This window comes from Parabacteroides sp. AF14-59, assembly GCF_003479515.1.
GTDB classification, from domain to species: domain Bacteria; phylum Bacteroidota; class Bacteroidia; order Bacteroidales; family Tannerellaceae; genus Parabacteroides; species Parabacteroides faecis.
In genome coordinates this window covers 193,823-210,201 of the sequence record NZ_QUHH01000001.1, presented here as the reverse complement: position 1 = coordinate 210,201, position 16,379 = coordinate 193,823, and the positions used below count along the sequence as shown (strand labels likewise).

The window sequence follows — 16,379 nt, the reverse complement described above, 5'->3', positions numbered from 1 at the left end:
ACCTCACTGGCATGGAGCAAGTCCCGACAGCGAATTTATTCAGACAGTAATAACCGGACGAGAGAATGGGCTGACTGTATGACTGTATGGTTGAAACCGGTAAGTGATGAGGAATATAATAGTTACAATAAGTAAATTATAATATCTATTTAGTTCCTTTTTGCCGGAATCACTCTGTTTACACCAAAAGAATGCTTACATTTACACGATTGGTTTGATTAATCTTATATCGAAAACTAACACAATAAACACTTATCACTAGTATGGAAGAAAAACATCTTTTCCCGGAAATTCCCTTCAACTATGCTTTATGCCTAAAACGGGAGTGCCCCAAAGCCTCTACTTGTTTGCGACAGTTGGCAGAACAGGATATTTCGGACAGCGTCGAGCGTTGGATGATTATTAGTCCCAAATACCAGGTTACACTGGAGGGAGAGTGTCCGCATTATCGTCCTGACGTGAAAGTTATTTATGCCAAAGGCTTTACACGTTTGTTGGATAATCTGCCTTACGCACAGATGAAAAGCGTCATCTCTCGTTTGAGAAACCTTTTCAGTGAAAGAACTTACTATCGGGTTCGTAAAGGCGAACGTTTACTTTCTCCTGCCGAACAAAAAGAGATACAGCACATTCTGGTACGATGTGGAATTGATGAACCACCGAAGTTTGATGCCTATGTAGAAGATTATGCCTGGTAGTAACGGGGAAAGGATTTTGCCATAGGCTTGGCAGGCCACTGCCATAGTAGTGGCAGAGCTCTGCCATGTCTTTGGCAGACTCTTGCCATTACTATGGCAAAACATTTCCATCAGTATGACAAGACACTGTCATTTAAAGGACAGAGCATCTTGCACGGGAAGAGGATTTTCTAACTGTGCAATTGTCGCTCGCTGTACTTCCTGCATGCCGATATCGCCCATAAAAAGAGGTGTTATCATTATCTGCTGTTTAATTGATCTCATTCAGCCAGTCGGCAATCATCGAGTGACAGTTGGATGTTTGAGATGAACGTATCCATAGGCTTGGTGTGAGGAAGTTTCCGCCCGGAATGAGCCGTTTGGCATCGGACTCGACACCGTTGATTCCGCTGCTTGCACTCGATACGATCAGACCGATGTTTTTACTTTCCATCTGACTGCCGTATTGAAATAGGAATGTTTGCAGGGGCGCAGCCATATTGCTCCACCAGAGAGGTGCGCCTATGATGATTCTGTCATAATCGGACAGGTTATCAATTGTCGTTTCAATAGATGGATAAGAATTCGCATCGTTCGGATTATCCCGGATTGCCTGAATCAATGCACTGCCAATCGCATAATTGTTGGCGGCATAGTCTATCCCTTTTTCGGTAGGTTCAACCCTTACCACATCGGCTTCTATTTGCGTCTGCAGATCGTTGATAATAGAATGTACATTATTCGTGTAGCTGTAATATACAATCAGTGTCTTGCCCGTTGGGGCCGGATTCGGATTGTCGGGTGTTTCCGGAGTCTCGGTCTGCGGGTTATCCGGCTCATTATCATCGGGAGAACATGCATTTAATCCTACCGCTATAAGAGTGGCAAACAGTAGATACAGGTACTTTTTCATATGATTCTTATTTTATAATTAAACAATTATTCCAATGCTGAAAGTTTGAGAAGTCTTGCAGGATTGATTCTTTAGCGACCTACCTGACGTTGTTGCTCGGCATTGTATCGGTCTCCGACAACGGGAATAGCGGCTACTGTATCCTCCAGTTCTTTCCATTCTTCGGGTGAAAGAGTAAATTCCTGCGTGCGCAGGTTCTCTTCCAGATGCGCCAGTTTTGTTGTTCCGGGGATGGGAACGATCCACGGTGCTTTCTGAAGTAACCAGCCGAGTGCCACTTGTGCCGAAGTCATGCCTCGTGTGCGGCCGAAGGCTTGAAGCACATTCACGATACGGGTATTCGCACGCATCGCTTCCGGTTGAAAGCGTGGCAGGGTTTGGCGGTTGTCGTTGTTTACATCGAAAACCGTGTATTCGTTGATGCAGCCACCCAAAAATCCACGGTTCAGCGGGCTGTACGGAACAAAGCCGATCCCCAACTCCCGACAGGTATCGAGCACTCCGTTTTCCTCTACCAGCCGGTGCATCAGATGATACTCGCTTTGTATAGCCGTCAACGGGCAAACAGCATGAGCTTTACGGATGGTCTCGGCACTGACTTCGCACATGCCCCAGTGTTGTACCTTGCCCTCTTTCATCAGGTCGGCAATGGTCGATGCCACTTCTTCCGCCGGTGTATCCGGATCAGAGCGGTGCTGGTAAAACATGGGAAGCGATTCGAGCCGGAGGCGACGGAGCGACTCTTCGCAATAGCGACGAATAGTCTCCGGTCGGCTGTTCTGACGACCCGTGGCTTTCCCGTCGATAACTTCATGTCCGAATTTAGTCGTTACGTTGATCTGGTTTTTGAATTCGGATAATGCTTCTCCGGCTAGATTTTCGTTAGTCAACGGCCCATAGATGATAGCCGTGTCGAAGAGTGTTATACCCCGATCCACCGCTTCATGCAACAATCGGATGCACTGTTTTTTGTCCGGATGCTGACTGCGGTTGTAAGTCATACCCATTACACCAAAGACGAGTGTCGATACCTCGAAAGCTGCCTTTCCCGTACCCAATATACGATGTCCCGTAATATGAGCGGCATCACTGTCGTTATCGGAGACTGCCGTCTGTTTCGTTTTCGCTGCAAAGACTTTATCCAGTCCGGTGGGCATGGTTAATGCTGCTCCTGTCAAGGTTGCCGTCTTGAGAAATCCGCGACGGCTGAGATTCATTTGATTGTTCTTTTCCATGATTTTATGTTTTAATGTTCTGTAGGCAAAGGTAAAAAGAGAGCCTCGCAACGACTTTGCTGCGAGGCTCAAAAGGGTTTGTTATAAAGTTCATTTAGTTAAGTAGTGTTTTACGAAAATACATCTCTGTTTTTTACCATGATGGGGCAACCCCATACGCTTCCTTATATATTTTGGAGAAATGAGACAGGTTTTTGAAACCCACATCGAAACAGGCTTCCGTCACTTTTTTTCTACCTGATTTTATCAAATCATGTGCAGCCTCCAGACGACGTCTGATAATCCATTTCTGTGGTGTCAGGTCACTGATTTTGGCGAAGTCTCGTTTGAAAGTCGCCAAGCTACGTCCCGTATAACTTGCAATTTCATCCATCGAAAGGTCGCACATATAATTTTTATTCAGATAGTCAAGAATGTCTATTTTCCACGGTTCCACAAAATCGAACAACGAGGCGTAAAGGTTCCTGTCGGTATTGAGTAGTACATATACTCCCTCAATCATTTTTAACTTCAGTACATCTTCAGACGGTTTTTCACCTGCATCGAAATAGGGTATGATGGATTCGAACAGTGAACGAATGTCCGGTCTGTTGCCTGGCAATACACGCAGACTTACTTTATCGCGTTTAGAATCAGTCGGAATTTGTTGTCGGTTAAGAGTCTGATAAAATTCTCTCAGAAAAGGTCTTGAGAATTTCAACACGACAGAACGGTACGGTTTCCCATCCTCAACCTTTTTCTGCAACCACATCCGGTTATCGCGCCGCATGAAAGCACACTCCCCCGGATGCAAAACAGTTTTCTTTCCACGCTCCTCTATTTCCAGTTCACCGGAACATAGATAAATAAGCGTATGTTCCCTGTTTTCGTGGGCACATCCCCGGTCGTCAGTGAAATAGCTCGCTATAAGCACATTCGAGCAATCGAATACATCTAATTGTTCCATATATTTATTGTTTGTTCTGTTCGAGTTTGTTATACTCTTCATCCGTCACCGGTTCGAGCCATTCATTGGAAGTATTCTCTCCGGGGACTTCGAATGCTAAATGAGCGAACCAACTGTCGGCTGCAGCTCCGTGCCAATGCTTGACGTTAGCAGGGATATGAATCACTGTGCCAGGCAGAATCTCCACTGCCGGCTTGCCTTCTTCCTGATACCAACCGCGTCCGGCTACGCCGATGAGCATCTGTCCGCCGCCGCTTTTTGCGCGGTGTACGTGCCAGTTGTTGCGGCAACGAGGTTCAAAAGTAACATTGGCTATCGATACTTGTTCGCGGGAAACGGGAGCAAGGTAGCTGTTACCGATGAAGTACTGTGCATATGCAGTATTGGGTTCGCCGATAGGGAAAATCATTTCGCGCTGGAAAGCGGCCTTGACGTCTTCACCGGTAGAATCTTCCGCCCATACGCCTTTGGCCAGATTGAATGCCGCCCACGCTTTGGGCCAACCGGCATAGAAACCGATGTGGGTGATTATTTCGGCAATCTCGGTGCGGGTAATACCGTTCTTCTTTGCCGACTGAAGATGGAAAACGAGCGAATTGTCGGTGATACCTTGGCTAATGAGGGAGGTGATGGTCACTAAACTGCGGTCGCGCAGACCAAGTTTGTCGGTGCGGCTCCATACTTCGCCGAAAAGGACATCATCGTTGAGTTCTGCAAATTTGGGGGCGAACTCGCCTAATTGGGTGCGCCCTGCTGTCTGTACTATTTTTTCTTGTGCCATGACATTGAGTGTTAAAATGGTGAATACTGAAATTAAAAGAATCTTGTTCATTGCTATTTGATTTATAGGATGAAGTTATTTGTTTTTATTTATCTATTTGACTTTCTGTGAAGGGATCTGCCCGATGACCCATCAGGTCGATTTTTGCGTACTCCTTGTCGAATTCCTCCATTTCCCATGCTGAAAGGCGGACTGTCTCTGCTCCGAGAAAATCGTCCAAGTGTGACGGATTGGTCGTACCGGGTATCGGAGCAATCCATGACTTGCGCGACAACATCCAGATTAGGGCAAATTGTGCAGGTGTTACTCCTTTGCGTTGTGCCCATTCGAGTACCAAAGTGATGAGCGGTATATTGTGTTTCAATGCTTCTGGCGTAAACTGAGGCAGTGTTGCCCGGCGGTCGGGTTTCTCGAAACGGCTGTTACCGTCGATTATTCCGGTGAGAAACGCACGCCCCAGTGGACAGTAAGGTACGAAGCCGATATTGAGTTCTTCCAGTGTCGGAAAGATTTTGGTTTCAGGTTCTCTCCACCAAATGGCATATTCGCTCTGCACAGCCGAGAGGGGACAAACGGCGTGTGCCCGGCGGATGGAACGGGCGCTGGCCTCGGACAAGCCCCAGTGCAATACCTTTCCTTCCTGCATCAAATCCTTTACGGTTCCGGCCACGTCCTCCATCGGTACATTAGGATCGACACGGTGTTGGTATAGCAAGTCAATGTGGTCGGTGCGGAGGCGTTTCAGGGATCCTTCTACCGCCCGACGGATATGGTCGGGACGGCTGTTGAGTGCAGTCGGTTGTTTTTCCTCGACTCCGAATCCGAACTTCGTACCGATTTTCACTTTGTCGCGGAACGGGGCGAGGGCTTCGCCGACCCACTCTTCGCTGGTATAGGGGCCGTAGACTTCTGCCGTATCGAAAAAAGTAACGCCCTTGTCATAGGCTCGGCGGATCAGAGCTATCATTTCATACTTATTGTATCTGCCGCCATAGTAACCCACCATAGGCAGACATCCCAAGCCGATGGCTGATATGTCCAGTCCTCCGAGTTGGCGATATTCCATACTGTCCGACGTATTGCCGTCATAAGAACGTACGTCTTTAGACTGCGACGGGGATTGTGCAAAGACTTTAGATACCCCCGTCCATGTACCGATTGACGATATTGTTGCCATCGATGACATTTTCAGAAAATCTCTTCTAACCATAACTTGTAAATTTTATGAATAACTGTTATGAGTCAATCCCCGCAATATTTCCATTTCATTGTTCTCCAGTCGAAAAGCTATGGGATCTTCTTCCGGTTCGGAGACAAGACTGTCCTGTGCGAGAAAACACTGAACCACTTTTTCCGGAGTGGTATGATAGCGGTCTGCAATGAAGCATATTACTTCATCGTCATATAATGCTGCGGGAATATCGATTTGTTTATTCATCATTCTTCTTTTTGATAATGCAAAGTTAGCAAGGCTTGTAAAAGCTGTTGTAACGATAAGTGGGTAGTTTGTACCTATTTTACTGATTTTGATGTGCTGAAATTCGACTATTCATTTGAAATAATGTATTTTTGCATATATCAGATATCGCATGATGCCATGAGTAGGATTATGAAAATAAGAAACGTAAGCGATTACAGCCGTTATCTCGGACACACCGATCACCATCCGTTGGTCAGTGTCATCGACTATGCGGGAGTGTCTCCCATTCGTCATAGTCTGAACAATTATAGCGTCTATGGTATCTTTTTCCATGATGAAGCGGAGATAGATCTGTCATACGGATGCGGTAAATACGACTACAAGAAAGGGACTGTCATCTGTGTGGCTCCCGGTCAGATAGGAGGCAAAGAAGATAACGGCGAACAGGTCATGCTGACAGGATGGGCATTGCTTTTTCATCCTGACCTGCTGCACGGCACTCATTTGGAAAAGGGCATAAAGAATTATTCCTTTTTTGATTATCGTGTCAATGAAGCCCTGCACATGACCGATGAAGAACATGACGTATTCGTTTCGTTGATGGGGCAGATAAGGGATGAACTTCAGAAACGACATGACGAACTGCAAAACGCTATCATAGTAGGATATATCGAATTGGTACTGAACTTCTGCCAACGTTTCTACAACCGGCAGTTCATTACCCGAAAACTGGAAAACTCGGATATACTCATAAAGTTCGACCGTCTGCTACAAAATTATTTCGAGGAGAAAATACAATTGACACTTGGCATACCGACCGTGCAATATTGTGCCGACAAACTCTGTATGTCGTCCAACTATTTTGGAGATATGATCAAAAAGACAACAGGCGACACCGCAAGCAATTATATCCGTCAATATGTCATTCAACGGGCGAAAAATGCACTCGCAACTGGGGCAAGCATCACTCAGGTGGCTGATGAACTCGGAATCGAATATCCCCAACACCTCAGCCGAATGTTCAAAAAACAAGAAGGGATTACACCATCGGAATATGGTGAACGTCTTAATATGAAACAACAACGATAGATGAAACTATCCGGGGAATGGATAGAGTTATACATAGGTTTTGAGCAGAGTGGTAATAAAAACATAAAACAATAAATCTGGAGGACGTAAATGAATAGTGATTATAAAGTAGGTGATTTAATTTATGATGCAAATATTTATGATGGCATGAATACCGGTCTGACTGATTTGCAATTTTATAAACAGTGGCTGCCGAAAGGTAAGGAGACCCGAATACTCGAACTTTGTTGCGGCACAGGCAGGCTTACTGTTCCGATAGCAAAGGACGGGTATGATATTACCGGGGTTGATTATACTTCTTCAATGCTTGACCAGGCAAAGATTAAAGCATCCGAAGCAGGATTGGAAATTCCTTTTATTGAAGCTGATATCAGGACTTTGAATTTACAGGAAAAATACGACCTTATTTTTATTCCATTTAATTCAATCCATCATTTATATAAAAATGAAGATTTATTTAAGGCATTCAGTGTCGTTAAAAATCATCTCAAAGACGAAGGTTTATTTCTGTTGGATTGCTTTAATCCGAATATTCGATATATCGTAGAAGGCGAAAAAGAACCGATGGAAATTGCTGCATATACAACAGACGATGGAAGAGATGTATTGATAAAGCAGACAATGCGATATGAAAATACGACTCAGATTAATCGAATCGAATGGCATTACTTTATCAATGGTGAGTTCAATTCGATTCAAAATCTGGATATGAGAATGTTTTTCCCGCAAGAATTGGATTCATATTTGGAATGGAACGGTTTTAATATTATTCACAAATACGGAGGATTTGACGGGGAAGCATTTAATGATGATTCGGAAAAACAGATATTCGTTTGCCGGTGTTAGTTCTGATACGAACGCTTTATTTACGTTATCTGCCGGCACTGGGAGCCAGTCCGTAAGCCTCTTTGTAAATCCTTGAAAAATGTGACAGGTTCTTGAAACCGACATTCATCATTGCCTCGCTGACTTTATAATGTTGCTTGGCAATCAACTCGTGGGCAGTTTCCAGCCGTCGCCTGATGATCCATTTCTGCGGAGTAAGTTCGCTTACCTTCCGGAAGTCATTCTTAAACCCTGTCAGACTTCGTCCGGTGTATGTCGCCAGTTCTTCCATAGACAGATCGTACATATAGTTTTCCTCCATGAACCCCATTAAGTCTATTTTCCAGGGTTCGGTAAAATCGAATAAGGAGGCGTAAACATTGGCATCGGATTTCAGTACGACATATAATCCTTCTTTCAGTTTCATATCCAACCACTCCTTATCGGGTGTGTCGGATGAACTGAAATAAGGGAAGATGGACTCAAACAAACTTGTGACATCAGGGCGTGAAGGTATTTTCAGGATACTTGTCTTGCTCCGTCTGGCTGTTTCCGGAAATTTATCTTTACCCTGATGGCGGTAATATTCCAACAGGAATTTTCGGGGAAAATTCAGAAGGATGGATTGATAGACCTGTGTATTCTTATCACTGTATTTAGTCATTTTTATCCGATGCCCTTTGCGGATAAAGGCACATTCCCCGGCACTAACTATAATGGAATGGTTGTCTTCCCGGAAATCTACCTGACCGGAATAAACATAAAGCAGGCAATGTTCCGGTATGCCGAGGTCGCATATCGTGTCCTCACTGACTTTCATATTGAGAAAGATGTTGGAGTAGTTGATGAAATGTCTGTCTTCCATATCTATTATTGTTTGAAGGCGAAAATACGATTTTATCCGCAAAAGGAGGAATTTGTACTAAGTTTTATTGGTAAAGCCTGGCAATATCTTCGTCTGTCCGGTTACCGTGGATCTCAATATTGGCGAGTTCCGTCTCGATCCGGTTAAACTCTCCAGGAGTTAGTTCGAGATCGGCTGCATGCAGGTTCTCTGCGATACGTTCCGGTTTACGTGAACCGGGGATCGGAACAAGGAATTTATATTTGTGCAGCATCCAGGCGAGAGATATCTGAGCCGGAGTTGCATTTTTCTCCTGGGCAAACTGATGAAGCAGGTCGAGTAACGGTTGGTTGGCTACCATATTTTCTTTCTCGAAACGAGTAATTACCCGGCGCACATCATCACCCTTATATTCTTGTGCAGGAGTATATTTCCCACTCAGGAAACCACTGCCCAGCGGACTGAACGGAATAAAGCCGATCCCTAACTCCCCACATGCAGGAATGACTTCTTTCTCGAATATGCGTTCCATCATGGAATACTCGCTTTGCACGGCTGTCATGGGTGTGACGGCATGTGCCAGACGGATTTGTTCGGCAGTGGATTGTGATTGTCCCCAGCCCCGTATCTTCCCTTTCTTTATCAGTTCGCCCATACACCAGGCAATCGCTTCTACCGGGATCTGTTTGCTGACACGGTGCTGATAATAAATATCGACATAATCCGTTTTGAGGCGTTTTAGAGACGCATCCAGATGCGATTCCACGGTCTTCATCAATTGGGGCATCGTAGAAACTTCTTCATCCGGATAAATTCTGAACTTCGTAGCCAGAATGAGATTCTGCCGGATCGGAGCAATGCCTTCGCCCACCAGTTTCTCATTCTCTCCGGCACCATAGGCTTCTGCCGTATCAAAGAAATTACATCCCAATTCATAGGCATTTCTCATTAAAGCAATAGCCTCGTCTTTCTCCGGAGTTTCACCGTAACCATGACTTAATCCCATACATCCGTAACCTACAGCCGAGACTTCCAGTCCTGCTGCACCGATTTTTCTTTTCTTCATATTACTTCTTTGTTTATAGGTTTTATATCTGTTGGCAAAAGTAGGGGATAGGAATGATTCGGACTTTGCTGTGCGGACAAACTGTTTTTGCTGTGAGGGCTATTACACAAAAGAAGGGCAGAGGAAATATGATGTAATCATCGCTGATTCTTAAATAATTGTTAGCTTTGTAGACAGTTAGAGAGTAATATAGATTTATTCGATATCTGATAATAATTATAAACCTAATTAGTAGAACATTGTGAACAAACTATTTTGCCAGAGTTGTGGTATGCCACTTGAAAATGACAAGGTAATTGGAACAAACACGGATAACAGTAAAAATAACGACTATTGTATTTACTGCTATAAGGATGGAACTTTTACACAAGATGTGACTATGAATGAAATGATAGAGATCAGCTTACGACATATGAAAGAATTGTTTAAAGGCGACCCTGCTTTTGATGAAAAAGCTGCGCTCGATAACATGAACTCCTTTTTCCCACAATTAAAAAGATGGAGTAAATAATACGTATGTCACGGGAGAAAATCTTGATTAGAACTTCATGGGTAAGTACGATAGGCAACGCGATACTGTCCGTATCTAAAATTGTTGTCGGCTTGTTGGCGGGGAGTTTGGCTGTAATTGGGGATGGTATTGATTCGGCAACCGATGTGGTTATATCTGTTGTCATGATCTTTACGGCACGTTTGATGAACAAGCCACCTTCCAAGAAGTATGTGTTTGGTTATGAGAAAGCGGAGAGTATTGCCACTAAGGTACTTTCGTTAGTGATCTTTTATGCAGGTGCACAGATGTTAGTGTCGTCGGTTGAAAGTATCTTTTCGAACGAGACGAAAGAGATTCCATCGGCTATTGCCATCTATGTTACGGTCTTTTCTATTATCGGTAAACTTTTGTTGTCTACTTACCAATATAAACAAGGAAAGAAAATAAACAGTTCCATGCTGATCGCTAATGCTGTCAATATGCGTAATGATGTGGTTATTTCATGCGGCGTCCTGTTAGGGTTGATATTTACATTTATATTTAAGTTGCCTATACTCGACTCAATCACGGGGTTGGTGATCAGCCTCTTTATCATCAAATCGTCTATCGGTATCTTTATGGATTCCAATGTCGAACTGATGGATGGGGTGAAAGATGTCAACGTATATAATAAGATATTTGAAGCTGTAGAGAAAGTGCCCGGTGCAGGTAATCCGCATCGTGTCCGGTCGAGAATGGTAGGTAATCTGTATCTGATTACGCTTGATATAGAAGTAGACCCGCAAATGACTTTAATGCGTGCCCATGAGATTGCCGATGAAGTAGAGAAGAGTATAGAAGACTCGATAGACAATATATATGATATTTTAGTCCATGTGGAGCCTGCCGGAAAATGCCAAACGGATGAAAAATTTGGTATTGATAGAGACATGGTGAAATAGAAAAAAAATCGGTCTCGGTATAAGTCAAGAAAACTGTAATAATCAAAGCAGATAGCTAATATTTAGAGTCTCAGTCAGATACCTGTTGTTTTCTCGTTGATAATTATTAACAGTAAATGTTTTGTCATGTTTAAACGATCGTTTAAGTTTGCTTAAACAATCGTTTAAATTGATATGGTGAAAAAGAAATCAACATCAGATGTAAGTGACCGGATACTGAATGTAGCCCGTGACTTATTTATTAAAAATGGCTATGCCGGAACCAGTATCCGTGATATAGCGGCAGCTTCAGGTACTAATGTCGCCCACATAAAATATTATTTTGAGTCGAAGTACAATCTTTTCGAGATAATATTCGATGAAGCATTTGAAATTCTCTTTAAACGTGTTTCCGCAACTTTGACATCGGATATGCCATTCTACGATATGGTAGAAGCATGGATAAGCACCTATTATGAGATATTGTCCGAATATCCTCAGATTCCTATTTTTATCCTGAATGAAGTCAATCAGAGTCCCGATACCTTGATCAAGAAGTTGGTGGAACGTGATCCTCTGGCAATATTTACAAGATTGTCCGAAAGGATAACTGAGGAAGTAAAAAAGGGAACAATAAAGGATATTCCGGCAATCGATCTGGGCTTAAATATCTTGTCGTTATGTGTGTTTCCGTTTATGTTCAGAGGATTAGCCATCCGAATTGCGAACCGGTCGGAAACTGAATATAACGAAATTCTGACAGCACACAAGAAACGTGTGATTGATTTGATCTTTAGCGGGTTGAGACCATAAGTTTTTATCTGCTACATATATAATACCAGGGTAACCACTAATATTATAACCCTCAATTTAGATTATCGTATAGATTTATTATAATCGTTTTAATATGAAACCAAATACTGTTTGTAGTATCGGGATCGATGTCGGTTCCACTACATTGAAAGTTGTTGTTTTGAATGACCGGAATGAAATCATTTACAAAGTTTACAGACGTCATAAGGCTGATTTTAATACCTTATTTGTTGAAGAACTGAATACTATCACTTCCCGGTTCTCTGATTGCCGGTTTACGATAGCCATTACGGGATCGGCTGGCATGGGGATATCCGAACGGACAGGCATTCCTTTTGTTCAGGAAGTTGTTGCATCTATAGAAGTAGTAGATAAAGAATATCCGGATACACATACGCTGATAGATCTGGGTGGTGAAGATGCCAAAATGGTATTCTTTAAAGATGGAAAACAGCCGGATATCCGTATGAACGGAAGCTGTGCCGGTGGAACGGGAGCTTTTATCGACCAGATGGCCGACCTGATGAATATTCCTGTCGAAGAACTGGGGCGTCAGGCGCTGAAGTATGAAAAGTTATACCCGGTAGCTTCCCGTTGCGGTGTATTTGCGAAAACGGATGTACAAAACCTTATCTCCCGCAATGTGCCGGTTCCCGATATATCCATGTCGATCTTGCGGACTGTCGCTGTGCAAAGTGTGACTACGCTTGCCCGGGGATGCGATATACAACCGAAGATACTTTGTATAGGCGGTCCGCTGACGTTTATCCCTGCATTAAGAGACTCTTTTGTCGAACTACTGAACCTGGATGAAGCAGATCTGATCGTCCCGGCAAACAGTGAGTATTTTCCGGCATGGGGAACTGCCCTTTATAACCGGGAGGGAGAGACGATCGAAGACCTATCCTTACTGATACAAAAGCTGGGAATAAAGGATCATAAACGGAAAGATGTATTACCTGCTTTATTCGCTAATGAAGAGGAATATCAGTCCTGGAAAGAGAACCGGAAGATAAAACCTTTAAAACGGGCAGAACTCGGTTCGAAGAAAAATATCGAATGCTTTCTGGGTATCGACTCCGGTTCCACGACAACCAAGATACTGATCATGGATACGGACGGTGATATCGTTTATACGTTCTATGGCACCAACCAGGGAAATTCCCTGAGGAAGGTGATCGAGGGACTGAACGGATTTTATCAGGAAGCCAAAAACAAAGGAGTTACATTCCGCTTTATCTCATCTGCGGCGACAGGCTACGGGGAAGACTTGATCAAGTCGGCATTAAATCTCGATCACGGGATCGTGGAAACGATGGCGCATTTATCCGGTGCACAATATGTAGACCCGGAAGTCTCCTTCGTACTGGATATCGGCGGACAGGATATGAAATCCATATTCACCCGCAACGGGGTCATATCGAATATCGAACTGAATGAAGCCTGTTCATCCGGTTGCGGCTCTTTCCTTCAGAACTTTGCGGCAACCATGAATATGGGGCTTTCAGAGTTCACGAAAGCAGCCTGCCTGGCAGAATATCCCAGTGACCTGGGATCACGCTGTACTGTTTTTATGAATTCGAAGGTGAAACAGTCATTGCGTGAAAATGCCGCGTTAGGCGATATTGCAGCCGGTTTGGCTTATTCGGTCATCAAGAACTGTCTGTTCAAGGTGCTGAAGATTACGAACCTTAACCTTTTGGGAGAACATATCGTGGTGCAGGGCGGAACATTCCGCAACGATGCCGTTTACCGTGCGCTCGAACTCCTGTCCGGCAAATCGGTCAGTACCACCGACTATCCCGAACTGATGGGAGCGTTAGGAGCTGCTTTATATGCCCGGAAGATGTGGCAGGCTGATAAGAAGCCGACGTTGTTTACTGGAGAGGAAGTATTGCCGGATGTAAATACGGTGGATACAAAAGAATTACAGTGTAAAGGATGTACGAACAAATGTTCGATCCTTCGTTTCCGGTTTGATAACGGGAATATTTGTTATGCAGGAAATAAATGCGAGAAAGTATTCTTTAGCAAAGCCACGGCTGCAGAGAAAGGCTATAACGCATTTGACAGAAAGAATGAGATCCTTTTTGCCCGTAGTGGTGAAAAGCAGACATCTGTATCCGGTTTGCGGATCGGTATTCCGCGGGTACTGAATATGTTTGAGAATTATCCTTTCTGGCATACCTTGCTTACCGAATGTGATTTGGAAGTGGTGTTGTCTCCCGAGTCTACAACAGCTCTTTACCAGAAAGGAGTCGGAAGTGTGATGTCTGACAACATCTGTTTTCCGGCCAAGTTGGTGCACGGGCATATCCTGGCATTGGCAGAGCAAAAGGTCGACCGTATTTTCTATCCGATGATTGTGAAGGAAGAAAAAGAGTTCGACTCATCGGTCAATTCATACAATTGCCCGGTCGTGAGCGGTTATCCGGATGTGATCCGGAGCTCTATGGAACCGGAGGAAAAGTTCGGTATTCCGTTCGACAAACCTGTCGTTACCTTTAGTAATGACAAAGCACTGGAGAAAGCCTGTTTTACTTATCTCTCTTCTTTGGGCGTATCGGAGGTTGTTTTCAGAAAAGCCTTTGTGAAAGCGCTGAAAGAGCGCAATGAAACGAAAGATGCTTTGCGGGATAAACAAAAAGCTTTGTTCGACCAGGCGGTCAGAGAGAATAAGCTGGTATTCGTGGTAGTGGGCAGGCCTTATCATACAGATCCACTGATCCATCAGAAGGTAGGGCAAATCCTTTCGGATATGGGAGTATATGTGTTCACCGACGATATTTTCCGTCATAAGGAAAGTAAAGGGTTCGGTAAACTGAATATCGTCTCGCAATGGTCTTATCCTAACCGGGTCGTACAAGCAGCCATGGAAGTCGCCAAACTTCCCCAGAACGTGCAATTGGTGCAACTGAACTCTTTCGGCTGTGGTCCCGACTCTTTCTTTATGGATGAAACCGGGGAAATATTGAAGCAAGCTGGCAAGAACCATACGATCTTACGTATCGACGAAATAGCCAGTCCGGGTTCTGTCCGGTTGCGTATGCGTTCCCTGATCGAGTCTTTGAAGGTGATAATACCTGATCCGGTAACAGGAACGAAGACATTCCAGGGCTATGATGTTGCCTATAAGAAAGAGGACAGGCAAAAGACAATACTCGCTCCCTGGTTTGCCGATTTTATCTCGCCTTTCATTCCGGCTCTCGGAGAACTGGCAGGTTATAAGATCGTCAATCTGCCAAAGACCAATACGGTTTCAGCGGAGGCCGGACTTGTCTACGGGCATAATGAAGTCTGTTATCCTTCCACATTGATTTTGGGAGATATTATCACGGCGTTGCAATCGGGTAAATATGACCTGGATGATGTTGTGGTTGCCATTACGCAAACAGGCGGTCAGTGCCGGGCTACGAACTATCTGGCACAGATCAAATCCGGTTTGATGAACGCGGGATTTTCCAATATTCCGGTGTTGGTGTTTGCTGCCGGAGAGGTTTTTCAGAACGATCAGAAGGCGTTTAAACTGCCGGTTCTTAAATTGATGGATATTGTTGTTTATATGCTTCTCTATGCGGATGCATTACAGCAGATGTATAGCAGTACGATCATCCGGGAAAAGAAGAAAGGGGAGACGCAGCATCTGTTTGATTTTTATATCGATAGGGGGGGGGAAGTGATCCGCAGAAACGATCATAAAGCGTTGCTTTCCTTGTTGGAACAGGCTGTGGCCGACTTTAACGGAGTTGACATCTACGACCGTGAGTTTACGAAGATCGGCCTGGTAGGGGAGATCTATGTGAAATACAATAATTACGGACAGGCTCATATTACCGAATGGCTTCGTTCCCGGAATATGGAAGTGGTCACGCCTCCGATCATTGATTTCGTGATGCAGTATTTCGTAAATTCCCAGGCCAACGTAAAGAATGGTTTGCAGAAGGATAATCTCTTTAAGCATTTCCTGAGCCCTATATTCTGGAAATATATGAATGACAAGATCAGGAAGGTGGAAGGGATCGTGAAGAGTTATCGTTTTCATGTGCCGTCCAAATCAATATATGTAAAGGCAAAATATGCTTCGGAGATATTGGATTTGTCCAATCAGTTCGGCGAAGGTTGGTTGATAGCCGGAGAGGTTGCCAGCTATGCCCGTCAGGGGATAAAGAGGGTTGTTTGTATTCAGCCGTTCGGTTGCATTGCCAATCATATTGTAGCGAAAGGTATCGAGAAACGGTTGAGGAAGTTCTATCCGGAAATGAACCTGTTGTATCTGGATGTCGATGGCGGCATGGCAGAGGTGAATTTACAGAACAGGTTACATTTCCTGATTAATGATTAAGGGCGATATAGGTAA

At 44.2% G+C, this 16,379-nt stretch carries 15 protein-coding genes; 7 read left to right on the top strand and 8 right to left on the bottom strand.

Features of this window, described 5'->3' with window-relative positions; translation table 11 throughout:
- Positions 1 to 263: 263 nt before the first annotated feature.
- Entirely contained in the window at positions 264 to 698 is a 435-nt protein-coding gene (locus DWW23_RS00930) for a DUF6078 family protein (protein ID WP_075557737.1), read from the top strand.
- A 250-nt stretch (positions 699 to 948) separates the two neighbouring features.
- Here DWW23_RS00930 and DWW23_RS00920 read toward each other — a convergent pair whose 3' ends face one another.
- The 6 genes from DWW23_RS00920 to DWW23_RS00895 form a co-directional block, all read right to left on the bottom strand.
- The gene (locus DWW23_RS00920; protein ID WP_122351424.1) at positions 949 to 1,590 is read right to left on the bottom strand and encodes a flavodoxin; all 642 of its coding nucleotides are present in this window, start codon (positions 1,588 to 1,590) and stop codon (positions 949 to 951) included.
- A gap of 71 nt (positions 1,591 to 1,661) precedes the next feature.
- Positions 1,662 to 2,825, bottom strand: a complete 1,164-nt coding sequence (locus DWW23_RS00915) for an aldo/keto reductase (RefSeq protein WP_122351423.1) — start codon at positions 2,823 to 2,825, stop codon at positions 1,662 to 1,664.
- A 133-nt stretch (positions 2,826 to 2,958) separates the two neighbouring features.
- Positions 2,959 to 3,771 carry an AraC family transcriptional regulator gene (locus DWW23_RS00910; RefSeq protein WP_075557734.1) on the bottom strand — a complete coding sequence of 271 codons (813 nt, stop codon included), beginning with the start codon at positions 3,769 to 3,771 and terminating at the stop codon, positions 2,959 to 2,961.
- Between the two features lie 4 nt (positions 3,772 to 3,775).
- Positions 3,776 to 4,603, bottom strand: a complete 828-nt coding sequence (locus DWW23_RS00905; protein ID WP_122351422.1) for a carboxymuconolactone decarboxylase family protein — start codon at positions 4,601 to 4,603, stop codon at positions 3,776 to 3,778.
- A 34-nt stretch (positions 4,604 to 4,637) separates the two neighbouring features.
- A complete protein-coding gene (locus DWW23_RS00900; protein WP_122351421.1) occupies positions 4,638 to 5,762 on the bottom strand; it encodes an aldo/keto reductase in 1,125 nt (374 codons plus the stop codon).
- A 12-nt stretch (positions 5,763 to 5,774) separates the two neighbouring features.
- Complete coding sequence (locus DWW23_RS00895) at positions 5,775 to 5,993, bottom strand: hypothetical protein (protein WP_233564232.1); 219 nt, start codon at positions 5,991 to 5,993, stop codon at positions 5,775 to 5,777.
- Between the two features lie 168 nt (positions 5,994 to 6,161).
- Here DWW23_RS00895 and DWW23_RS00890 point away from each other — a divergent pair, with 168 nt between their 5' ends.
- Complete coding sequence (locus tag DWW23_RS00890) at positions 6,162 to 7,061, top strand: AraC family transcriptional regulator (protein ID WP_233564231.1); 900 nt, start codon at positions 6,162 to 6,164, stop codon at positions 7,059 to 7,061.
- A gap of 90 nt (positions 7,062 to 7,151) precedes the next feature.
- Positions 7,152 to 7,907 (top strand): class I SAM-dependent methyltransferase, encoded by a 756-nt coding sequence (locus tag DWW23_RS00885; RefSeq protein ID WP_122351419.1) that lies wholly within the window; start codon positions 7,152 to 7,154, stop codon positions 7,905 to 7,907.
- Positions 7,908 to 7,932: 25 nt separating this feature from the next.
- Here the strand turns inward: DWW23_RS00885 and DWW23_RS00880 are convergent, their stop codons facing one another.
- Together DWW23_RS00880 and DWW23_RS00875 are read right to left on the bottom strand one after the other, a co-directional pair.
- On the bottom strand, positions 7,933 to 8,751 hold the full coding sequence (locus tag DWW23_RS00880) for an AraC family transcriptional regulator (RefSeq protein ID WP_122351418.1): 819 nt from the start codon (positions 8,749 to 8,751) through the stop codon (positions 7,933 to 7,935).
- Positions 8,752 to 8,815: 64 nt separating this feature from the next.
- Positions 8,816 to 9,796 (bottom strand): aldo/keto reductase, encoded by a 981-nt coding sequence (locus DWW23_RS00875; protein ID WP_122351417.1) that lies wholly within the window; start codon positions 9,794 to 9,796, stop codon positions 8,816 to 8,818.
- A 271-nt stretch (positions 9,797 to 10,067) separates the two neighbouring features.
- Here DWW23_RS00875 and DWW23_RS00870 point away from each other — a divergent pair, with 271 nt between their 5' ends.
- The 4 genes from DWW23_RS00870 (at position 10,068) to DWW23_RS00855 (ending at position 16,364) form a co-directional block, all read left to right on the top strand.
- Complete coding sequence (locus DWW23_RS00870; RefSeq protein WP_221267848.1) at positions 10,068 to 10,307, top strand: zinc ribbon domain-containing protein; 240 nt, start codon at positions 10,068 to 10,070, stop codon at positions 10,305 to 10,307.
- Positions 10,308 to 10,312: 5 nt separating this feature from the next.
- Positions 10,313 to 11,230, top strand: coding sequence for a cation diffusion facilitator family transporter (locus tag DWW23_RS00865; RefSeq protein ID WP_187576546.1), 918 nt, complete (start codon positions 10,313 to 10,315; stop codon positions 11,228 to 11,230).
- A 174-nt stretch (positions 11,231 to 11,404) separates the two neighbouring features.
- The gene (locus DWW23_RS00860) at positions 11,405 to 12,022 is read left to right on the top strand and encodes a TetR/AcrR family transcriptional regulator (protein WP_122351414.1); all 618 of its coding nucleotides are present in this window, start codon (positions 11,405 to 11,407) and stop codon (positions 12,020 to 12,022) included.
- Between the two features lie 94 nt (positions 12,023 to 12,116).
- A complete protein-coding gene (locus DWW23_RS00855; protein ID WP_122351413.1) occupies positions 12,117 to 16,364 on the top strand; it encodes an acyl-CoA dehydratase activase-related protein in 4,248 nt (1,415 codons plus the stop codon).
- Positions 16,365 to 16,379: the final 15 nt, after the last annotated feature.